The following is a 21,245-nucleotide window of genomic DNA, read 5'->3' on the forward strand; positions in this document are numbered from 1 at the left end:
ACGTGGAGCCGTGAGATGCCCGACCAGCCAGCGCCAGAGACGCCGCGCGTGCGCAAGGGGCAGGGCGACGTGAAGCTCACCCGCGAGGAGTTCGCGCGTCGGCTCGGCGAGCGGTTCTACGATCCGTCGTTCGATGCCGTGCGCGCCGAGATCGAGCGCGTCATCGACGTCGCGTGGAAGAACTACGACGAGTACCACAAGAGCCCGCGGAAGCGCAAAGCGGGCCCCGGCTTCGCCGATCCGGAGTTCGAGCTCCCCATCGAGTGGCTCGATGCGCGGCAGGCGATCCTCGACGCGCAGCGGCGGCACGACGACCCCGCGGCGCCACGCCGCATCCTCGTCGTCTGCGCCGCCGACCGCCACGACCAGACGTGTCCCGGCGAGATGTCGAAGACGTTCCGCCTCGTCACGCTCGCGCGCGAGGTCGTGGAGGCGAGCGGTGGCATCGAGTGCGATGTGCTCGATCTGAGCCACCTCACCGCGCAGTACGGGCGTCAGATCCTGCCGTGCAAGGCGTGCGTGTCGACCGCGATGCCGCTGTGCCACTGGCCGTGCTCGTGCTACCCGAACCACGCGATGGGGCAGGTGAACGACTGGATGAACGAGATCTACCCGCGGTGGGTCGCCGCGCACGGTGTGCTCATCGTGACGCCGGTGTACTGGTACCAGGCGCCGAGCGTGCTGAAGCTCATGATCGACCGGCTCGTGTGCGCCGACGGCGGCAACCCGGATCCGACGACGACGCACGGCAAGACGCCGGAGGAGGCGAAGGCGCTCGAGCTGAAGGGATGGGACTATCCGCGCCACCTCTCGGGCCGGCGCTTCGGCGTCGTGGCGCACGGCGACACCGAGGGCGCCGATGTGGTCCGCCGCGCGCTCACCGACTGGCTCCGCGACATGGACCTCGTGCCGGCCGAGAACCGCGCGATCCTCGACCGGTACGTCGGCTACTACGAGCCGTACGCCACGAGCCACGACGCGCTCGATCGCGACACGGCGTTCCAGGAGGAGGTGCGCAACGCCGCGCGCACGCTCGTCGACGCCGTGCGCCTGACGATCCCACGGCCCGGCGTGTCGCTGCCCGAGCCCCGGCCGAAGTAGCGCGCCTAACGTCGTCAGTGCGCGGCGCCGGCCGTCATGCGCCGGATGGCCGGCACGAGCAGAAGCAGCAGCAGCGCGCCGCCGAACGACGTCGCCACCGTGATCAGGAAGAACGGCGCGCTCGGCATCGACGGCGCGAGCTCGGCGAGCGTGCCCGCGAGCTTGTTGCCGAGTGCCGTGGCGAGGAACCATGTCGCCATGAGCAGCGACGCCCACCGCACCGGCGCGACCTTCGTCACGTACGACAGCCCGACCGGCGAGAGGCACATCTCGCCCACCACCTGCACGACGTACGCGGCGACGATCCACCACGGGCTCACGAGCGCCCCGCGTCGGCGCGACGCCCCGCGAGCGCGAGGATCACGAAGCTCGCGCCGAGCAGCGCGAGCCCCGCCGTCATCTTCGTCGGCGTCGACGGCTCGCGGCCGCGCCGGCCGAGCGACTGCCAGAGCGCCGCGAACGGCAGCGCCAGCAGCAGCACGGCGAGCGGCTGCACCGTCTGGAACCAGCTCGTCGGGATCTCGAAGCCGCCCACGACGCGGTTCGCGTGGCGCTCGGTGAACAGGTTGACCGAGCTGCCCGCCTGCTCGTAGCCCATCCAGAACACCGCCGCGAAGCCGAACACGAGCAGCAGCGCCATGACCCGGCGTCCGGCGGCGGCGTCGCGCGTCGGCGGCTCGACGTCGGCGCGATCCGGACGGCCGCCCATCGGCCGCTCGCCGAGTCCGCGCAGGTAGCGGTCGCGGCCCCACACGAACAGCGCGAGCCCGAGCAGCATGCCGACGCCGGCCGCGCCGAACCCCCAGTGCCACGCGACGCGCTCGCCGAGGTATCCCGTCACGAACGGCGCCACGAACGCGCCCGTGTTGATGCCGAAGTAGAAGATCGTGAACCCCGCGTCGCGGCGCGCGTCGTCGGGCGCGTAGAGCTGGCCGACGAGCGTCGACACGTTCGGCTTGAACAGCCCCGTGCCGACGACGACGAGCGCGAGCCCGGTGTAGAACGCCGCGAGCGCCGGCAGCGCGAGCACGAAGTGGCCTGACGCGATCAGCACGCCACCGAGCAGCAGGCACCGCTTCGTGCCGAGCCAACGGTCGGCCACCACGCCGCCGGCCATCTGCACGCCGTACGCGAGCCCCGTGTACGTGCCGTACAGGCTCGCCGCGTCGGCGTCGCGCCAGTGCAGGCCGTTCACGAGATACAGCACGAGCAGCGCGCGCATGCCGTAGTACGAGAACCGCTCCCACATCTCGACGCCGAACAGCAGCGCCAGCCCGCGTGGGTGGCCGAGGAACGCGCGGTCGGTGGATGGCATGCGCCGCAGTCTCCGCCCGCGGCGCGACCCCGAGCCAGCCGCCGTACGTCAGAGTCCCGTCAGACGGGACGGTCAGCGCCGCAGCACGTTGTCCCGGCTCAGCTGCTCCATCGTCTCGAACCGCTGCGCCTCGCTCGCCTCGACGTACACCGTCGTCGTGCGCACGTCCTCGTGGTCGAGGAGCCCCTGCACGTCGGTGATCGAGTGGCCGTCGGCGAGCGCGTGGTAGGCGATCGCGTGCCGCAGCTTGTGCGGGGAGAGCTGCCGCACGACCGCCGGCGAGAGGCCCGCCTCGCGCGCGGCGAGCAGCAGCCGCTCCCACGCGCGCTTGCGCGACAGCACGCGCCCCGTCCACGGATGCAGGAACAGGTACGCGTCGGGATCGCCGAGCGGCCTGCCTAACGGCGAGACGGCGTTCGTCTTGCGCCGCCGCACGGGCGCGCGCGGCGTGAGGCCGAGCCGCACGTCGAGCCACCGCTGCACGTCGGCGCGCACCACGCCGGCGACGATCTTCCGCCGCGGCTTGTTGCCCTTCACGTACACGGTCACGATCCACCGGTGCGGGTCGGCCATGTCCAGCTCGCGGAGCTGGATCCCCTGCGCCGACGAGACGCGGAGCCCGAGGTGATAGCACAGGCGGAAGATCGCGACGTCGAGCACGTGCAGGTCGCGCTCGCGCTTCGCCTCCGCGGTACCGTCGGCCTCGCACTCGGCGATGCGCGCCTCCCACCAGTCGAACAGCGTGCGCAGCGCCTCGCGCGCCAGCCGCACCGGGTCGGGGCGGATGAACTGCGGCGTGCGGAGCTGCGCGACGGGCGAGAACGCGACCTTGGGGCGTGCCGCGTCGTCGTCGCGCGGCGTCTCGCGGCACCACCGGTAGAACGCCTTCAGCGACGCGAGCTTGCGGGCCGCCGTGCGCGGCGACCAGCCGACGGTGCTGCCGCCGCGGCTCGGGTCGCGGGTGTGCGCGTGCAGCCAGGCCCGCACGTCGTCGGGGCGCACGTCGAGCAGCGACTGTGGGCCGAGCGCCGCGGCGAACGTGCGCAGGTCGGCGAGGTAGGCGCTGCGCGTGTTCGGGCGCAGCTCGCGCTGCACGAGGAACTGCTCGATGAGCGCGGCGTTCTCGGGCGACGGCTCCGGACGCTCGGGCGCGTCGGCGGGCCCCGCTCCCTGGGCCCGCGCGGGATTCCTGCTCTTCCGGGCGGGCACTCGACGCGGCATATCGCAATATACCCCGCCCCTGCCGCATCGTCCCACACCCGCCCACGCCCGGAGGGGACCATGACCATCGAGCGGCCGAATCAGCCGGTCGTCACGCCGGCATCCGTTCGTCCCCACGGCGCGCTGCCGCGCGGGCTCGCGATGGACACGCGCAGCCGCCTGTTCGAGGGACGCTTCGGGCGCCTGTTCCGTGCGCTCCCGCCGGCGGATTTCGGCGCGAGCGACGCCGAGGCGGAGTCGCTGCTCGAGACGCTCGCCCGTGCGATGATCCACGAGGTCGACTGCCCGAAGGACGGCGCGGACGACGAGGAGAGCGGCATCCCGTCGGCGTACACGTACCTCGGACAGTTCGTCGATCACGACATCACGTTCGATCCGGCGAGCAGTCTGATGCGGCAGAACGATCCCGACGCGCTCGTCGACTTCCGCACGCCGCGGCTCGACCTCGACAGCGTCTACGCGCGCGGGCCGGACGACCAGCCATACCTCTACCACGGCGGCGACGACCCGCGGCACCTCGAGAAGACGCTCATCGAGGGGCGCGAGCTGCACGGCGCGGCGCTCGGCACGGCGATCCACAGGTCGCGCGACCTGCCGCGCGCGGCGAACGGACGCGCCATCATCGGCGACCCGCGCAACGACGAGAACGTGATCGTGTCGCAGCTCCAGGGGCTGCTCCTGCGCTTCCACAACCGGTATCGCGCGGAGCATCGCTCGCTGTCGTTCGAGGCGGTGCAGCAGCACGTGCGATTCCACTACCAGTGGGTCGTGACGACGGACTTCCTGCGGCGCGTGGTGTCGCGTGCGGTGCTCGAGCGCGTGATGCCGCACGTGTTCGGCAACGGCGATCGCCCCTCAGACGTCGTGGACGATCCGCCGGTGCTGCGCTTCTACCATCCGCGCGACGCCGCGTTCATGCCGCTCGAGTTCTCGGCGGCGGCGTATCGCTTCGGCCACTCGATGGTGCGTCCGGGGTACCGACTCAACGACGCGATCGGCGTGCTCCCGATCTTCGCGCTGACGTCGTCGCCCGACGGCTGCGAGCCGGCACCGGACACGCTGCGCGGCTTCCGTCCGATGAACCACGCGTGGGCGATCGACTGGGCGCGCTTCGTCGACACCGCGCCGCGCGCCGCGGGGCTCGAGGACGCGCCCGACGGGGAGAAGCGCCAGCGCCTGCAGCTCGCCTACAAGATCGATCCGTCGCTCGTCGATCCGCTCGCGAACCTCGACGCGAGCGTCACCGGACCCGACCCCGGCGTGTTCCGCTCGCTCGCCGCGCGCAACCTCGTGCGGGGCTGGCGCATGCGCCTCCCGTCGGGGCAGGCGGTCGCGCGCGCGATGGGCGTCGCGCCGCTCGCCGACGACGAGATCCGGATCGGCGCCGCGTCGGACGACGCCGGCTCGCTGCCGTCGATCACGCAGGTCGCCGAGGCGTTCGCGGGGAACTGTCCGCTGTGGACGTACGTGCTCGCCGAGGCGGCGCGCGACTTCCGCGCCGCGCCCGAGAGCGAGACGGTGCCGACGACCACGGACGGCGACCTGCTCGTGGGAACGCCGAAGCTCGGGGAGGTCGGCGGCACCATCGTGGCCGAGACGTTCGCCGGCATGATGCTGCAGGACCGGCACTCGTTCTGGAACCTCGACCCGCGGTGGCGGCCCACGCTCGTCGGCGCCGACGAGCGGTTCACGCTGCGGGAGCTCGTGCGGTACGCGCTCGGCTGAGCGCCTAACGATCTGGCGCCCGGCCGTTAGGCGCCCACCGGCACCGGCGCGTCGTCCTTCAGCAGCGCGCGCAGGAACAGCGCGTCGAGCGTCGCCAGGCTCCCCTTCGCGCGGAGCGCGGACGGCGTGAGATCCGTGTACCGCTTCAGCATGTTCCGCAGCGCCGTGCCGGACGAGAAGCTGAGATCCACCGCGACCTGGTTCACGCTGCGCCCCGGCGCGTCGAGCAGCTCCGCGGCGACGAGCAGACGGCACCACGAGTTGATGACGCGCGGCGGCGGGAGGTGCGCCGCGGCCATGCGGTTCACGAGCGTCTTGCGATGCACGCCGAGCTCGGACGCGGCGTCGCTCACGGTCGTGGTGGACGCCGCGTGGCGAAGGAAGCACGCCACGATCGGCCGCGCCGCCTCGGGCAGCCGCGGCGCGAGCCGCTCGTAGACCTGGTCCACCACGCACTGCCGCCGCGCGTGCTCGATCGTGCGCCCGAGCACGAGCCGCACATCGTCGACGCCGCGGAGCAGCACCTCCGACACGCCGGCCCGCGCCATGTCGACGATGTGCCCCGACCCGCGCGTGTACGGATCGCAGTACGCGAGCACGGGCAGGTACGGGAACCCGTCGCGGAACTGCCGCACCATCGCCGCCGTGATGCGCCCGGCCGGACAGCGCGGCTCGAGCACCACGACGTCGGCGTCGCCGGCCGTGACCGCCGCGCGCAGCGCCTGCGTGTCGGCGACGAACACGATCCGCGCGGTCGCCGGCATCGCCGACTCGAGGCGCGCGCGGTCGCGCGCGTCGGCCACGAGCGCCACCACCGTCGGCGTGCGGGAGGGCCGCAGCAGCGGGGAGCGCCGGTGCGACGACACCGCGCCGGGCGACGGGCGCGCGTTACGTCGCGTATCGCCGTTGCCCGTGGCGTGTCCAGGGCGGACCGGCAGCGTCTCCAATTCTGGAGCTCCACTCATCAGGAGCTCTCCATGTTCCGTTCCACGCGCTGCACGCTCGCCCTGCTCGCGCTCCTCGTCGCCCCGCTCGCCGCGTGCGGCACGAGCGATCCCACCGCCCCCGACGCCGTCGTCGCGCGCCAGGGGTCGACCCAGCTCGCGCGGTCCGCCACGGACACGTCGACGGCGACGACCGTGGGGCGCATCGCGCAAGGCAGTCGGAACCTCTGCGACGCGACGCAGCCGTGGTGGCTCTGCTGAGGGAAGCGCGGTACGGCGGTGGCTCGGCGATGCATCGTTCGTCGGAGCGGTCGACTCAGGTGCCGACGAGAGCGTCCACGGTGGCGTCGTCGACGGGCAGGGCGCGGATCTCCGCGATGACCGCGGAGGAGGGGGCGCCGAGGGGTGGGGGTGGAGCGACGGTCCTCGCCCGCGTGGGGCGATGCTCGCGCGGCGCGGCAGCGAGTGCGTTGGCCATGTCGTCCGTCTGCCACGTGAGCTCGTGGAATCCCGCGGGGATCGTGATGGCGCGAGCCGTGTGCACGTACCGCTCCGCGGCGCCACGCGCGCCGCGGGTCAGCGCGCCCGAGGCGAGGTCGATCCACGCGCAGGCGCGCTCGTACGCCGGCTCCCCCGCCGCCGCCAGACGCTCGGCGACGGCGGACAGGGCGTCGGCCGTGGCGTGGTCGCCGAGCGCGCTCGCGGCGAGCACCGCGCCGCCGAGCGCGGGGAGCTGCAGACGGCGCACCGTCGTGAGCCCCAGGCTCGCCTGGAACGCGCGCAGCGCGGCGGCGTACTCGCCGACCTTGCGGCAGAGGCGCGCGAGGTTGATGAGCATCTCGGCGCGACCCTCGGCGTCGTCGTGCGCGTGCACGAACGCCTGCCAGCCGTGCTCGAACGCGGCGTCGTAGTCCTCCGCGGCGGTCGCCGCGAGCATCAGCCCGTGGTGCGCGCCGCGCGCGATCGGGCTGCCCGCGGGGGCCGCCGCGAGCGCGCGCCGGTACGCGTCGCGTGCCGCCGGGTAGTTGCCGCGCTGCCCGTGCACGACGCCGAGTCCGACCGCGGCGCGCGCCGCGAGCTCGTCGTCGTGCGCCCGCGCGGCGAGATCGCGGGCGCTCTCGTAGTAGCGCGTCGCGGCGTCCAGCTCGCCCATCTGCCGGGCGACGCGGCCGAGCTGCGCGAGGACGTGGCCGCGCCGCACGAGCGCGTCGTCGGCGAGGAGCGGCACGAGCGACTGGAGCGCGGAGAGCGCGAGGTGGAGCGCGGCGGCGCGCTCCATCGCCTCGACCTCGCGCTGGACGAGCCCTGCGAGCGCGTCGGGGGCCGCGGGGCCGCGCCACGCGAGCAGCTCGCGCGCCATCGGCTCGACCGCCTCGGCGCAGCCGTGCGCGTACCCCGCGCGGTCGGCCGCGTCGACCTGGCCCAGGCGGGCGAGCACGGTGGCGACGACGAGCCACCGCGCCGACGCCTCGTCGGGAGCGTCGGTCGTGTCGAGGTCCGCGCGCAGCGCGGCCGTGGGGAGGAGGCGTGGGAGCACTGTGGCGCGTGAGTATGGCGGCACCCGGCGGTGACGCAATATGCGTTGCCCACCGGGTAACGGGGATGCCCGAGGCGGAACCGCGCGGCGAGGAACGCGCACGCAGCGTCCGTCGCGAGAGCGATGGCAGCGACGACGCGGCGACCACCTCGGACGACATCGACATGGCGGATCCGGCACAGCACGGGCCAGCAGGGGAAGTGACGCAGCGGGAGGGCGTCCAGCGGATCGTCCAGGAGGTCGCGCGCGACGCCCGCGCGGTCCACGACGACGTCTCGTTCGCGCGGCTCGTGCGCAGCCTCGACGAACGCGTGACGGAGGTGCTCAGACTGTTCGGCCGCACCTGACGCCGCGCGCCGCTCGCATTCACCGCAAGCCCTGAGGAAGACGATGTCCGAGGACCGACCCACCGCGCAGGCCATCCTCGAAGCGGCGCAGCGGATCGACATGAACCTCACGCTCGAGGCGGCCGAGCGGCTCGCGCGCGGCGAGAGCCTGCACCCGGACTGGGAGCGGCACCATTTTCTCCCGGCGGTGGGAAGCAGCGGCGGGTGCGACGGCGTCTGCTTCGGCCGCATCGGCGACTTCCAGTTCTGCATCACGGTGCGGCCCCCGAGCGTGCACATCTGCCGGCGGGCGTAGGCGCGGCCTAACGGCGGGCGCTTTCGCCCGACCGGTGCGGGTGCGATCGTCCAACCATGCCCGAGCCGCTCCTTCCGCGCCGCGCGTTCGTCGGCGCCTCCCTCGCCGCCGGCGCCGCCGGCGCCGCCGCGCTCGTGCGCGGCCGCCGCGTGTGGACACCCGCCGACGGCGCGCCCGCGCTGATCACGTCGGAGCAGCTCCGGCCGCAGCTGCCGAGCGGCGTGCAGGCCGGCGATCCGCTGCCCGACCGCGCCATGCTGTGGAGCCGCACCGACCGGCCGGCGCGCGTGTCGGTGGAGTGGGCCACGCGCGAGGACTTCCGCGGCGCGCGCCGCGTGCGCGGCCCGGTGGCGCGCGCCGACGCGGCGTTCACGACGCACCTCGACCTCGCCGGCCTCCCGCCCGGCGCGACGGTGCACTACCGCCTGCGCTACGAGAGCGAGGCGTCGCCCGGCGCGTGGAGCGAGCCGCTCGTCGGTCGCTTCCAGACCGCGCCGCTGCCTAACGCTGCACCGACGCGCGGCGTGCGCGTCGCGTGGTCGGCCGACATGGTGGGGCAGGGGTGGGGGATCGACGCGTCGCGCGGTGGACTGCGCATCTACGACGCGCTGCGGCGCGCCGAGCCCGATCTGTTCGTGCACTCGGGCGACAACATCTACGCCGACGGCCCGCTCGCGTCCGAGGTGGCGCTCGACGACGGCACCGTGTGGCGCAACCTCGTGACCGAGGCGAAGAGCAAGGTCGCCGAGACGCTGGACGAGTTCCGCGGCAACTTCGCCTATCACCTGCTCGACCCGCACGCCCGCGCGTTCCACGCCGAGGTGCCGATGGTCGCGCAGTGGGACGACCACGAGGTGTGCAACAACTGGTATCACGAGCTCGTGCTCGCCGACGACGCACGCTACACCGAGAAGCGCGCGCACGTGCTGGCCGAGCGCGCGAAGCAGGCGCTGTTCGAGTTCCTCCCGATCCGGCCCAACGCCGCGGAGCCGCGCCGCGTGTACCGCCGGTTCGCGTGGGGGCCGCTGCTCGAGGTGTTCGTCGTGGACCTGCGCAGCTACCGCGCCGCGAACTCGCCGAACCGCCAGCCGACGCCGTCGGCGGCCACCGCGCTGTTCGGCGCCACGCAGCTCGCGTGGCTGCAGCGCGCGCTGCGGTCGAGCCGCGCGACGTGGAAGGTGATCGCGAGCGATCTGCCGATCGGGCTCATCGTGCCGGATCCGCCGCGCGGTCCCGAGCGCACGTACGAGTCGTTCGCGAACGCCGACCCCGGCCCGCCGCTCGGCCGAGAGCACGAGATCGCGGCGCTGCTCGGCTTCCTCAAGCGCGAGCGGATCCGGAACGTCGTGTGGATCACGGCCGACGTGCACTACGCGGCGGCGCATCACTACGCGCCGGAGCGCGCGGCGTTCACCGACTTCGACGCGTTCTGGGAGTTCGTCGCGGGCCCGATGCACGCGGGCACGTTCGGGCCGAACGCGCTCGACGCGACGTTCGGCCCCGAGGTGCGCTTCGCGCGCGTGGCGCCGAAGCCGAACCGGCCGCCGAGCGACGGGCTGCAGTTCTACGGCACGCTCGACGTCGACCCGCGCACGCGCGCGCTCACCGCGGCGCTGCACGACGTGGCCGGGACGCGGCTCTGGTCGACCGATCTCGCGCCGGCCTGACGACTCACAGGATCCTTCAGAGCCGGAACCGCCAGAACGCCTCGCCCGTCTCGGCGTCGACGGCGCGGTCCGCGCGCACGCGGAACACGCGCTCGAGCAGCTCGCGCGGGATCGCGGTCGCGTCCTCGGTCTCGAGCACGAGGCGCCCGCCGTCGAGCAGGAAGAAGACGTCGCCGTACTGCAGCGCGACGTTCAGATCGTGGAGCACCGCGACGACGGTGCAGTCGACGTCGCGCAGCCCGCGCGCGATCTCGAGTAGGTGCAGCTGGTAGTGCACGTCGAGGCTCGCCGTCGGCTCGTCGAGAAAGAGGACCTTCGGCTGCCGGTCGACCGCGTCGGCGTTCCAGATCTGCGCGAGCACGCGCGCGAGCTGCACCTTCTGCTGCTCCCCGCCGGAGAGCGTGGGGTACGCGCGCCCCGCGTAGCCGAGCATCCCCACGAGGTCGAGCGCCTGCCGCACGATGTCGCGGTCGCGGGCGCCCGGCGAGCGGCCGAAGTGCGGGTAGCGGCCCATGAGCACCACCTCCTCGACGGGCAGCGGGAACACCAGCTCCACGTGCTGCGACAGCACGGCGCGCGTGCGCGCGAGCGCGTCCGGTGAGAACGCCGCCGGCGTGCGGGCACCGCCGCTCGTCGCGTACCGGACCTCGCCCGACGTCGGCGCGAGCAGCCCGGTCGCGATCTTGAGGAGCGTCGACTTGCCGGCGCCGTTCGGCCCGAGCACGACGTTGAGCCGATTCGGGCGGAAGTGGACCGTCACGTCGTCGAGGAGGCGCGCGCCGTCGACGACGTAGCCGACGTTCACGACATCGACCATGCGCGACCTCGCTCAGCCTCGCGCCCAGCCGACACCGGCGCGCGTCTGCCGGCGCAGGATCGCGAGGAACACCGGCGCGCCGACGACGGCGGTGATGATCCCGATCGGCAGCTCGGCCGGCGGGATGACGAGCCGCGCGACGACGTCGATCACCTCCATGAGGAGCGCGCCCGACAGCGCCGAGGCGGGGAGGAGGAACGTGTAGTCGGACGAGCGGAGCATGCGCAGCGCGTGGGGGATCACGAGCCCCACGAACGCGATCACGCCGACCATCGCCGTCGCCACCGCGACCATGAGCGTGTTGACGACGAGCAGGCGCATCACGAGCCGTCGCGGATCGACGCCGAGGTATGCCGCCTCGTCCTCGCCGAGCATGAGCGCGTTGAGCGCCTTGCCGGCGCGCAGCGACCAGCCGAAGCACAGCGCGAAGCAGACCGCGACGAGCGCGACGCCGCGCCAGTCGGCGGTGGTGAACGTGCCGAGGTTCCAGAACGTGATGTTGCGCGCCTGCGGGTCGCGCGCGACGTACGACAGGAACCCGGTGCCCGCGCCGCACACCGCGTTCACGGCGATGCCGGCGAGCAGCAGCGTGAAGACGTGCACCTTGCCGAACGACGAGGCGAGCCGGTAGACGAGGAGCGTCGCGCCGAACGCGCCGGCGAACGCGAGCGCGGGGACGGCGAGGGTGCCTAACGGTCGGGTGAACGTCCCGGCGCCGAACACGAACACGCACGCCGCGCCGAGCGCCGCGCCGGCCGACGTGCCGGCGAGCCCCGGCTCGACGATCGGGTTGCGGAAGAGCCCCTGCATGAGCGTGCCCGAGACGCCGAGCACCGCGCCGGTGAGCCCGGCGAGCAGCACGCGCGGAAGGCGGAGCTGGAGGAACACGTTGCGGTCGAGCGCATCCGACGCCGTCGCCGGCGACCAGCCGAGCGCCTGGGCCACGATGGTCGCGATGCGCGCCGGCGTGAACGTGAACGCGCCGACCGACGCCGACACGACGAGCGACCCGACGAGCAGCGCGACGAGCACCGCATAGACGCGCACGTGGCCGCGGCGCATCGCGACGGCGCCCTGCATCAATGCTGCGCGACGGGCGGCGTGGACGCGCTGTCGGGGTGGAACCACGCCGCGAGCTTGCGCACGACCGCGGGCGTGCGCGGCCCGAAGTACATGATCTCCTGCTCGTCGACGCGGTGGATCCGGTTCGACTGCGCCGCGGGCGTGAGCGCGACACCCGGCAGCGTCTTGAACTTGTCGACGGTTCCGTAGCGGTCGAAGCCGACGTCGGTGGCGATGATCACGTCGGGCGCGGCGCGCGCGATGAGCTCGGGCGACAGCCGCGCCATCCCGCCCACCGAGTCGATGGCGTTCTCGGCGCCGGCCCAGTGGAGCATCGCGTCGGCCGAGCCGCCGCGCTTGAGCGCGAGGTAGTCGTTGCGGATCTGGCCGAAGTGGATGATCAGCACGCGCGGGCGCTTCTGCCCGGCCCACTTCACGGTGTCGCGCCAGAGCGAGTCCATGCCGGCCCGCCACGCGGCGAGCACGCTGTCCGCCGCGTGCTCGCGGTGGAACTCCTGCCCGAGCTTCGTGAGCAGCGCCTGCGCGCTGTCGACCGTTCCGCCGGGCGCCAGGGTCTCGACGCGGATGCCGACCTTGCGCACCTGATCGAGCACCGGCTCGGGCCCCACGTTGCCGTCGGTGACGAGCAGCGTCGGCTTCGTCGAGATGATCCCCTCGGCGGAGAGCGCGCGGTGGTAGCCGACCGACGGCACCTGCTTGATCTGCGGCGGATAGATCGACGTGAGGTCGCGCCCGACCAGCACGCTCTCCGCGCCGATCGCGTAGAGGAACTCGTTGATCTGCTTCGAGACGCTGACGACGCGTGGGCCGCTGGTGCTCCGCGACGAGCACGCGGCGACGAGCGACGCGGCGGCGATCAGGGAGACGAGGGACGCGCGACGGGCGGGGCGTGGCATGGGCGGGGCGGGCGCTGGGACGACGTGCACGGCAGCAACTTACACGTGGAGTGGCCGGGCTCCACCGGCGGCCGACACGGAGGCAGGACGCGCCTCTAAAGGAACCCGCAAGGGTAATTATGGGCTCCGTTGGTGCGCTCCCCGGACGACGTGTGCCCCGCACAGCTTCTGCGTGATGGCCGGCCATGCCCAGACTCGGTCCGAGCGGCTTCGGCATGACGCCTCGGCGCGTGCTCGTGTGGGGGCTCGTTCTCGTCGCCCTCGCCACCGCCACCGCCGTCGGCGTGGCACTGGTCCAGCGCGTCCGCGCGCCGCTGGCCCGCGGCGGCGCGCCCGAGCCGCCGCGCATCACCCAGCAGATCGCCGTCGAGCGCCTGCAGGCCGTCGCGAAGCTCGTCGCCTCCGAGATGACGCTGCGCGACGTCGTGATCTACGAGCAGACGCGGTTCGCGGCGACGAAGCGCGCGCTGCTCGTCGTCACCGGGCGCGTGTCGGCCGGCATCGACCTGGAGCACGGCACCGGCGTGGAGATCGACTCCGTGGCGAAGCGCATCGTCTTCACGCTGCCGCCGGCGCAGATCCTCGGCGTCGACGTGCTGAACCTGACGACGTACGACGAGCGCGCCGGGCTGCTGAACCCGTTCCGCCCGTCGGACCGCGACGAGATCCAGCGGCGCGTCCGGACGCAGCTGATCGAGGCCGCACGCCAGTCCGGCATCCTGACGCACGCCGACGAGAGCGCCGGCCGCATGCTCCAGGCGCTGTTCGGCCGCGACGGCTACACGGTCGAGATCCGGCGGCCCGTCGTCGAGCGGCGGCCCGCGGGCTAACCGATCCAGTCGGTGCACACATCGCAGTCGCTTCGAGTGCGAGACGCGCCAGGGGCCCGGACACCTCGCTGTTGCACGGCCGCCACATCCCCGAGTCCGCGGCGGACGCCAGGTAGAGCGGGTCGGCGACGGCGGAGAGTTCGCCGGCTGACCTCGGGCCGGTGACCGCAGGAGAAGGCCGGGCGTTGGCATGATTCGTCCCATTGATTTCGGTTTTCGTTCGGGTGTACTCTATGTCCCCCCGAGCTCGGACGAGAGCGAGCTCGGCGAGATCGTCTCTCTCGGACTCGGTCCCGCTGGTTGTTCCGCTCCTCGTCTCGCGCTGACTCACGTGCCCCGTGGCCGCCGTCCCCGTTCGCTCGCTCCCTCAGCTCCGGCAGTACCTCGCCGAGCGCTTTCCCGACGCGCGACCGCTCGTCGAGCGCGACGCGGAGCGCCTGGCGCGGCCGGTCGCGACGGGGATCCGCGCGCTCGACGCGGCGCTGCCGGGAGGCGGCTTCCCGCGCGGCAAGCTCTCGGTCTGGACACCGGCCGGCGGCGCGGCGGCCGTGCTGCGGGCGTCGGCGCGTGCCGTGATCGCGACGGGCGAGCGGGCGGTCTGGGTGGACGCGTCGCGCACCCTGACGTTCGGCTGGATGTCCGAGCGGTCCGAGCCGGAGCCGCTCGTCGTGCACCCGCCGGACCGCATGCAGGCGCTGCGCGCGACCGAGCTGCTGCTGCGCTCGGGCGCGTTCGCGCTCGTGATCCTCGACGGCGCGGAGCCGATCGGCACGGAGACCGTGCGGCTCACGCGCGCGGCCCGCGACGGCGGCGGTGCGTTCGTGACGCTCACGCGGCACACCGCGATGGCCGCGCTCCGCATCGCGTCGAAGCTCCTCACGCACACGATCCGCTGGCGCGCCGGCCCGTTCGGCGACCCCGCGATGCCCGAGCGCGTGCAGGCCGACGTGCGCGTGCGCGCCATGGGGTGGAACGCGCGCGCCGAGATCGTGCTGCCGGTCGCCCCGTATGACGTTCGTTGCGCTGTGGCTCCCGGCCCCGACCGACGCGGCGCCGGGCGGCGAGCCGACGCGCTCGCACACGTCGACGTCGAGTAGCATCGACATCGCGCTCGTCGACGCGCTGCTCGTCGCGACACCGCACGTGCTCGTCCGCCCGACGGAGGACGGGGGCACGCTGGTCTGGGTGGACGCGCGTGGGCTCTCGGCGCGGCGCGTGGCGGCCGGCGCGCTCGCCGCCGCACGGGCCCATCTCGCTCCACGGTTCGCCGTCGCGATGCGCGTCGGCGTCTCGCGCGTCGCGATCGCGGCGGAGCTGGCGGCGCGCACCGCGACCAACCGCCCGACACACGCGCGCATGGTCGTCGGCGTCGCACCCCGCGCGGAGCGCGCGTTCCTCGCGGCGCTGCCACTGCGCGCGCTGCTCGCGACGCACGCGTGGTCGGACGAGGTGCGCGCCCTCGACGTGCAGCGCGTCGTGACGGCGCTCGCCGACGTCGGCGTGCTGCTCTGCGGCGAGCTCGCCGCGCTCGCGCCGGACGCGGTCGCCGTGCGCTACGGCGCGGCGGGCGCCGCGCTGTGGCGACTCGCGCGCGCCGACGACCCGCGGCGACTCTTCGTCGCATCGCCGCGCGAGCTGCCGAGCGCCTCGGTCGAGTGGACGACGTACGAGCTGCGCGATCCGGAGCGGCTCGCGTTCGTGGCGCACCGGCTCGTCGAGCGCGTGGTGACCGAGGTGCGCGGCTGGGGCGACGCAGCGCGGAGTCTCGTGCTGCGGTTCCTGCTCGCCGGCGGCGGCGTGCACGAGACGCCGGTGCGCGGCGCGCGGCCGTCGAGCGACGTGACGACGTGGTCGCGGCTCGTGCGCACCGCGCTCGAGCGGGTCGTGCTCCCGGACGGCGTCGTGGGGCTCGCGCTGCGCGTCGAGACGGCGGCCTCGGTGGAGGCGCCGCAGGGGGATCTGTTCGATCGCGGGTTCCAGTCGGGCTCCGCGGCGGAGAGCGCGGTCGCGCGCCTGATCGACGACGGGGCCGGCGTGCCGGTGCGGATGGCGCGCGGCGGGCATGCGCTGCCGGAGCGGCGCGCGTCGTGGCGCGCGCTCGAGTTCCGCGAGGTCGCGCAGACGCTGCGTGCCGCGCCCCCGCTGCGCGACGCGTCCAGCGCCGATGCAGCGGAGCACGGAGCCGTTAGGCACGCCGCGGGCCGGGCCGAGCCGCGCGTGCTCGACCTGCGGGCGGCACGCGCGAGACAGGACACGCGCGCGGTCGCGGCGTCGGCCGCTGCGCCGCCAGCGCTCGAGGTGCCGGAAGCGCTCGCGCTGCGCGTGCTCCCCGAGCCGCGCGAGATCGTCGTCACCACGCGCGCCCGCCGCGGCATGCGCGTGCCCGCGCGCTACCGCGAGCGACTCGCCGACGGCGAGCGCGCGCCGAGCGGCCGCCCGCTCGTGGAGATCGCGACGGCGCTCGGGCCGGACCGCGTGTTCGCCGGCGGCGAGGCGGGCGACGAGGTGCGCCGCGAGTACTGGCAGTGCCTGACCGACGAGGGGCGGCTCGTGCTCCTCTACCGCGACGTGCACGACGGTCGGATCGGGCATGAAGACGAGCCGCCCGGGAGCTGGTACCTGCAGGGCTGGTGGGATTGACGCCCACGGCACGTGGCGTCGACTACGTGGACTACGTCGAGCTCCGCGCGCACACGGCGTTCAGCTTCGGCGACGGCGCGTGCACGCCCGAAGCGCTCGCCGCGCGCGCCGCGACGCTCGGCTACCGATCGTTAGGCATCACCGACCACGCCGACCTCGGCGCGGTGATCCGCTTCGCGCTCGCCTGCCGGACGCTCGAGCTGAAGCCGGTCGTCGGCATCGAGCTCGCCGTCGACGGCGCGCCGCTCGCGCTCATCGCCCGCACCGAGGCCGGCTTCCACGCGCTCGGCGCGCACGTGACCGCCGCGCGCGCGGGCCACGTGGGCGAGTGGCAGCGCGACGACGCCGGGCGCACCGCCGGGACCCCGCCCCGCGGCCGGCCCAACGTCTCCTGGCGCCGCGTGGCCGCGCGCGCGGAGGGCGTCGTGCTGCTCACCGGCCCCGCGTCCGGTCGGCTCGCGCGCCGGCTGCTCCGTGGCCAGCGCGCGGAGGCGGAGCGGCTGCTCGCCGAGTACCGCGAGGCGTTCGGCGAGCACGTCGCCGTCGAGGTGCAGCTCCACCACGCCGGGCGGCGCGAGGAGGCGCTCGCCGGCGCGCTGATCGACCTCGCCGAGCGATCCGGCGTGCCGTGGGTCGTCACCGGCGACTCGCGGTGGGTCGACGACGCCGGTCGCCGAGCGCACGACGTGCTCACCGCGCTCCGTCACGGCGTCACGATCGACGAAGCCGCGTCGCGCGGCCTGCTGCTGCCGAACGACACGTGGGGCCTCGAGGCCCCCGCGGTCGTCGCGGCGCGGTGGCGCGCACGCGAGGCGGGCATCGCAACGAGCGCGGCGATCGCCGCCGCGTGCACGTTCTCGCTCGCGTGGGTGCGGCCGCCGCTGCCGGACTTCCCGGTGCCTAACGGCAGCGCGAGCGCGCGCTCCGTCGACGACTACCTGCGCGAGCGCACCTACATCGGCGCTCGCGAGCGGTGGGGCGAGGATCTCAGCGAGCGGCACGTCGCGCAGCTCGAGCACGAGCTGGGCGTGATCGGCCGCCTCGGCTTCGCGGGGTTCTTCCTCACGATGTGGGACGCGGTGCGCGAGGCGCGGAGCCGGCGCATCATGTGCCAAGGACGCGGCTCCGCCGCGAACAGCGCGGTCACGTTCTGCCTCGGCATCACGGCGGTGGACCCGATCCGCCACGGCCTCCTGTTCGAGCGCTTCCTGAGCGAGGCGCGCGTCGACGGCCTGACGGAAGCGCCCGACATCGACCTCGACGTCGAGCACGATCGGCGCGAGGAGCTGCTCGACTACATGTACGCGAAGTACGGCCGCGCGCACGCCGCGATCACCGGCGTGACGCAGCAGTACTCCGCGCCGACGGCGATCCAGGACGTCGGTCGCGCGTACGGCATCCCCGCGCAGACCGTGTTCGCGATGTCGAAGCGCGTGCACAACCTGGAGCCCGCGGCCGGCGCCGCGCGGCTCCGCGAGGGGCTCGCCGCGGAGCACGGCGTGGACGTCACGACGGCGCGCGGCACCGCGATGCTCGCCGCGATCGCCGCGTTCGAGGGACTGCCGCGCATGCGGTCGACGCATCCCGGCGGCTTCGTGCTCTCGTCGGCGCCGCTCGGCGAGTACTGCCCGATCGAGCCGACGACGATGGGGCGCACCATCATCCAGTTCGACAAGGACGATCTCGACGCGGCTGGCATCCCGAAGTACGACTTCCTCGGACTCGGCTCGCTCGCCGCGGTGCGCCGCGCGTTCGACGTGCTGGAGGAGCGGAGCGGGACGCGTCCCACGCTCTACGGCCTGCCGCAGGACGACGCGAAGGCGTACGACCTCATCGCGCGCGGCGACACGGTGGGGCTCTTCCAGATCGAGAGCCGAGCGCAGATCGCGTCGCTCGTCAACACGCGGCCCGATCGACTGTACGACATCGTCGTGCAGGTCGCGCTCATCCGGCCCGGTCCGATCCAGGCGAAGTTCGTGCACCCGTACACCGAGCGGCGCCGCGGACGCGAGGCGGTGACGTACCTGCACCCGGATCTCGAGCCGATCCTGAAGCGGACGATGGGCATCCCCATCTTCCAGGAGCAGGCGATGGCGCTCTCGATGGCGCTCGCCGGCTACTCCGCGGCGGAGGCCGACGAGCTGCGGCGCACGATGGGCCATCAGCGGAAGCTCCAGCGGCTGCTCGACGCATTGCAGCGGCTCACGGCGCGCATGATCGAGCGCGGCATCGCGCCCGACGTCGCGGTCCAGATCGCAGAGGACCTGACGTCGTTCGCGAACTATGGCTTTCCCGAGAGCCACGCGTGGTCGTTCGCGCTCATCGCGTACGCGACGGCGTGGCTCAAGGCGCATCACGCCGCCGCCTTCTACATCGGCCTGTTGAACGCGCAGCCGATGGGCTTCTACTCGATCGCGACGCTCGTGCACGACGCGCGGCACCACGGCGTCGAGGTGCGGCTGCCGGACGTCGTGCTGGGCGGCCCGCTCTGCACCGCGGAGTCGTCCGAGGCTTCTGCGGACGGCGTCGCGATGCGCGTGGGGTGGAAGTTCGTGCGCGGCATCGGCGACCAGGCGCTCGAGCGGCTCACGGCGGCGCGTGCGGAGGCGCCGTTCGCGTCGGTGGCGGACGTGGTGCGGCGCGCGCGGCTGTCGCGCGCGGAGGCGCAGGCGCTCGCGCGCGCGCAGGCGTTCGCGTCGTTCGAGCGCGACCGACGCCGCGCGGGCTGGGACGCGCTCGGCGCCGCGGGCGACACGCTGCCGCTCGCGCCGGTGGCGTCTACGGTGTATACGTCGCCGGCGCCTCCCGACGCGGCGCCTCCCGACGCGGCGCCTCCCGACGCGGCGCCTCCGGCCGACGGCTTCGCGCCGCCGGCGATCGGTCGGATCGAGTCGGTGTTCGCGGACTACCACGCGCTCGGCCTCAGCACCGCGGGCCATCCGACGGAGCGCTTCCGCGCGTGGGCGCGTCGCGTCGGCGCGATCGACACGTCGGAGCTGCCGCACGCGAAGCAAGGGTCGCGCGTGATCCTCGTCGGCCTCGTGACGGTGCGGCAGCGTCCGCACTCGGCGAACGGCACGATGTTCCTGCTGATGGAGGACGAGCACGGGTCGGCGAACGTGATCGTGTGGCCGAAGCTGTACGAGCAGCACCGGGAGACGATCGCGTTCTCGCCGTTCCTCGCGATCTACGGCACGGTGGAGCGCGACGGCGGGCAGGTGTCGATCATCGGGCGGCGGTTCCAGGCGTTAGGCACGGCGGAGGCGGTGGAGGAGGCGCGGCATGAAGAACCTGGTGGCGGCGCGGAGACGCGGGCGGGGCCTGCGGCGGCCGAGCTGGCGGTGATGGCGCGGCAGGCGCGGAGCTTCCGGTGATGATTGGTACTGGGCAATGGTGCGCGAACTAGCGAACCAACCAAGCCGTCCGGCGGCAACTGCGCGCCACGAAGACCGTCGCGTGACGGCCCTAGGACTCGATCCCGACAATGGACCAACGCGTCTACGTTTGGGATCGCCGGCCTACTTCTTTCGCAGCCGGACCGAGCTGCTCGCGCTCCTCGAACGAAAACGACGGCTTCTCGCGCGGCGAGCCGCGCTGACCTACGTGCTCGCGGGAAGCGTCTGGGTAGCCCAGCGGAAGATCGCTTCACGAATTAGAGCATGCCCCGACAGTCGTATGTTCACGCGCTCCCATGGGCCTGGATCGATAGCATCCGTCAGACCGCTCAAGAAGTCACCCAGTGGGAACGCCCCACCGTGGAAATGAGAACTCCGGACCTTTGAGTAGAGCGTATCGAGGAACGTGCGCAAAGCCGACGCGTTCGATACATGCTGCTCCATAAAGTTGGTGAAGCCCCCAAAGCCACCCGCCTGGCTCAGTGCATCCACGGCGGCGACCTGGTACGCGACGCGCACTGTGGGAAACCGCTCGCCAACGACCATCGACAACTGATAGAGCCTCGAGCAACTATCGAATGCTTCTTGGATACCAGTAGGCGCATTCTCCACACCCCTGAGAATCACGCGCGTCTCCTTTCGGCAACAGAGGAACCCTGCCTGATTTCTCCCGCTGTTGATATCTGTGTCTAGCACGGACCAAGCGAACTCTCCAAGCGGCGCTTCAACCCCCTTCTCGGGCATGCTGGTCGTCGGCCTCATGCCGCGCACGAAGTAACCGCGGGAGCCGCGAATGGATGCAGGCGTGCCAAGTGGATTCCAGATCCACACGTACTCTTTGGGCGCGTCGTAGAGGCCTACATCTAGGATCAACGATAGCCGTGCCGCGTATCGCATGGCTCGCTCGAATGCGAGCGCTCGCGCCAATCGCTCATCGATCGCGGACACGTTCTGATCGATGTAGACACACCGCTCCAGATTCCCGGAGCCAGGATGCTCGTCATCAACAGGCACCGGCGCGATCCGAAATCCTGGGAGCCAGTACTCGCCAGAGAGTTGGGTGCCGATGTAGTAGAGCGGCACCCGCTGAAAGAACTGCTGTGTGATTTCTGCGAGTGTGGCGGTAAGTATGCTGTTGTAGACCTCGTGGGCGACGGAAGCGTACTCTGATTCTGGGACGTTCTCGTCTCTCGGAATTACTTCAATGTGCGGGATGCTACCGTCGGGCATCCGCACGAACGACCAGAACAAAACGAGCTCTCGGTTATCTTGTTTATGAGCTACCGCGAGTCGAACGTGGTAGGTCCCGTCAGCATGCGGTTGGTAGTACCCCCCCTCAGCGAGACCGATACTCCGAAGAGTCGCGCTGAGATACTCGAGCATGAGGCGAAGCTTCGCCTTCGGTAACGCGTCCGTTCGGAAGCGCATCAGT

Annotated in this window: 19 protein-coding genes; 10 read left to right on the forward strand and 9 right to left on the reverse strand. The window is 72.8% G+C overall.

Features of this window, described 5'->3' with window-relative positions; translation table 11 throughout:
• Window positions 1-15: 15 nt before the first annotated feature.
• Complete coding sequence (locus J421_RS25065) at window positions 16-1,101, forward strand: flavodoxin family protein (protein WP_025413863.1); 1,086 nt, start codon at window positions 16-18, stop codon at window positions 1,099-1,101.
• A 14-nt stretch (window positions 1,102-1,115) separates the two neighbouring features.
• Here the strand turns inward: J421_RS25065 and J421_RS34390 are convergent, their stop codons facing one another.
• The 3 genes from J421_RS34390 to J421_RS25075 form a co-directional block, all read right to left on the reverse strand.
• Window positions 1,116-1,421, reverse strand: a complete 306-nt coding sequence (locus J421_RS34390) for a POT-type proton-dependent oligopeptide transporter (RefSeq protein ID WP_260525866.1) — start codon at window positions 1,419-1,421, stop codon at window positions 1,116-1,118.
• Window positions 1,418-2,416, reverse strand: coding sequence for a peptide MFS transporter (locus J421_RS25070; RefSeq protein WP_260525867.1), 999 nt, complete (start codon window positions 2,414-2,416; stop codon window positions 1,418-1,420). The genes J421_RS34390 and J421_RS25070 overlap by 4 nt, the downstream gene beginning before the upstream one ends.
• A 72-nt stretch (window positions 2,417-2,488) precedes the next feature.
• Entirely contained in the window at window positions 2,489-3,625 is a 1,137-nt protein-coding gene (locus J421_RS25075; protein ID WP_025413864.1) for a tyrosine-type recombinase/integrase, read from the reverse strand.
• A 72-nt stretch (window positions 3,626-3,697) separates the two neighbouring features.
• On the opposite strand from J421_RS25075, the gene J421_RS25080 reads away from it, so the two are divergent.
• Window positions 3,698-5,362 carry a peroxidase family protein gene (locus J421_RS25080; protein WP_025413865.1) on the forward strand — a complete coding sequence of 555 codons (1,665 nt, stop codon included), beginning with the start codon at window positions 3,698-3,700 and terminating at the stop codon, window positions 5,360-5,362.
• A gap of 26 nt (window positions 5,363-5,388) precedes the next feature.
• On the opposite strand, the gene J421_RS25085 is transcribed toward J421_RS25080, so the two are convergent.
• Window positions 5,389-6,228: a helix-turn-helix domain-containing protein gene (locus J421_RS25085; RefSeq protein WP_025413866.1), complete on the reverse strand. Its 840-nt coding sequence runs from the start codon at window positions 6,226-6,228 to the stop codon at window positions 5,389-5,391.
• A 111-nt stretch (window positions 6,229-6,339) separates the two neighbouring features.
• Between J421_RS25085 and J421_RS25090 the strand changes: the two genes are divergently transcribed.
• The gene (locus tag J421_RS25090; protein ID WP_025413867.1) at window positions 6,340-6,567 is read left to right on the forward strand and encodes a hypothetical protein; all 228 of its coding nucleotides are present in this window, start codon (window positions 6,340-6,342) and stop codon (window positions 6,565-6,567) included.
• A 55-nt stretch (window positions 6,568-6,622) separates the two neighbouring features.
• On the opposite strand, the gene J421_RS25095 is transcribed toward J421_RS25090, so the two are convergent.
• Window positions 6,623-7,843: a tetratricopeptide repeat protein gene (locus tag J421_RS25095; RefSeq protein ID WP_025413868.1), complete on the reverse strand. Its 1,221-nt coding sequence runs from the start codon at window positions 7,841-7,843 to the stop codon at window positions 6,623-6,625.
• A gap of 14 nt (window positions 7,844-7,857) precedes the next feature.
• On the opposite strand from J421_RS25095, the gene J421_RS25100 reads away from it, so the two are divergent.
• The 3 genes from J421_RS25100 to J421_RS25110 are packed head-to-tail and all read left to right on the forward strand — an operon-like array spanning window position 7,858 to window position 10,152.
• A complete protein-coding gene (locus J421_RS25100) occupies window positions 7,858-8,190 on the forward strand; it encodes a hypothetical protein (RefSeq protein ID WP_148306529.1) in 333 nt (110 codons plus the stop codon).
• Window positions 8,191-8,233: 43 nt separating this feature from the next.
• Window positions 8,234-8,485, forward strand: a complete 252-nt coding sequence (locus J421_RS25105; protein WP_025413869.1) for a hypothetical protein — start codon at window positions 8,234-8,236, stop codon at window positions 8,483-8,485.
• Between the two features lie 56 nt (window positions 8,486-8,541).
• Window positions 8,542-10,152, forward strand: a complete 1,611-nt coding sequence (locus J421_RS25110) for an alkaline phosphatase D family protein (RefSeq protein ID WP_025413870.1) — start codon at window positions 8,542-8,544, stop codon at window positions 10,150-10,152.
• Between the two features lie 16 nt (window positions 10,153-10,168).
• Here the strand turns inward: J421_RS25110 and J421_RS25115 are convergent, their stop codons facing one another.
• From J421_RS25115 to J421_RS25125, 3 genes are read right to left on the reverse strand one after another with little or no spacing between them, the layout of a single operon-like run.
• A complete protein-coding gene (locus J421_RS25115; RefSeq protein ID WP_025413871.1) occupies window positions 10,169-10,969 on the reverse strand; it encodes a heme ABC transporter ATP-binding protein in 801 nt (266 codons plus the stop codon).
• A gap of 12 nt (window positions 10,970-10,981) precedes the next feature.
• Complete coding sequence (locus J421_RS25120) at window positions 10,982-12,049, reverse strand: FecCD family ABC transporter permease (RefSeq protein ID WP_236646366.1); 1,068 nt, start codon at window positions 12,047-12,049, stop codon at window positions 10,982-10,984.
• A complete protein-coding gene (locus J421_RS25125) occupies window positions 12,049-12,948 on the reverse strand; it encodes a heme/hemin ABC transporter substrate-binding protein (protein WP_025413873.1) in 900 nt (299 codons plus the stop codon). The genes J421_RS25120 and J421_RS25125 overlap by 1 nt, the downstream gene beginning before the upstream one ends.
• A gap of 185 nt (window positions 12,949-13,133) precedes the next feature.
• Between J421_RS25125 and J421_RS25130 the strand changes: the two genes are divergently transcribed.
• The 4 genes from J421_RS25130 (at window position 13,134) to J421_RS25145 (ending at window position 19,792) form a co-directional block, all read left to right on the forward strand.
• Window positions 13,134-13,778: a DUF4230 domain-containing protein gene (locus tag J421_RS25130; protein WP_025413874.1), complete on the forward strand. Its 645-nt coding sequence runs from the start codon at window positions 13,134-13,136 to the stop codon at window positions 13,776-13,778.
• A 338-nt stretch (window positions 13,779-14,116) separates the two neighbouring features.
• Window positions 14,117-14,875: a hypothetical protein gene (locus J421_RS25135; protein WP_025413875.1), complete on the forward strand. Its 759-nt coding sequence runs from the start codon at window positions 14,117-14,119 to the stop codon at window positions 14,873-14,875.
• Window positions 14,787-16,418, forward strand: a complete 1,632-nt coding sequence (locus J421_RS25140; RefSeq protein WP_025413876.1) for a hypothetical protein — start codon at window positions 14,787-14,789, stop codon at window positions 16,416-16,418. Before J421_RS25135 ends, J421_RS25140 begins: the two co-directional genes overlap by 89 nt.
• On the forward strand, window positions 16,409-19,792 hold the full coding sequence (locus J421_RS25145; RefSeq protein ID WP_158508895.1) for a DNA polymerase III subunit alpha: 3,384 nt from the start codon (window positions 16,409-16,411) through the stop codon (window positions 19,790-19,792). Before J421_RS25140 ends, J421_RS25145 begins: the two co-directional genes overlap by 10 nt.
• Before the next feature lie 225 nt (window positions 19,793-20,017).
• On the opposite strand, the gene J421_RS25150 is transcribed toward J421_RS25145, so the two are convergent.
• Window positions 20,018-21,196: a hypothetical protein gene (locus tag J421_RS25150; protein WP_158508896.1), complete on the reverse strand. Its 1,179-nt coding sequence runs from the start codon at window positions 21,194-21,196 to the stop codon at window positions 20,018-20,020.
• Window positions 21,197-21,245 lie beyond the last annotated feature (49 nt).

The sequence above is a fragment of the Gemmatirosa kalamazoonensis genome, assembly GCF_000522985.1.
Taxonomy (GTDB): domain Bacteria; phylum Gemmatimonadota; class Gemmatimonadetes; order Gemmatimonadales; family Gemmatimonadaceae; genus Gemmatirosa; species Gemmatirosa kalamazoonensis.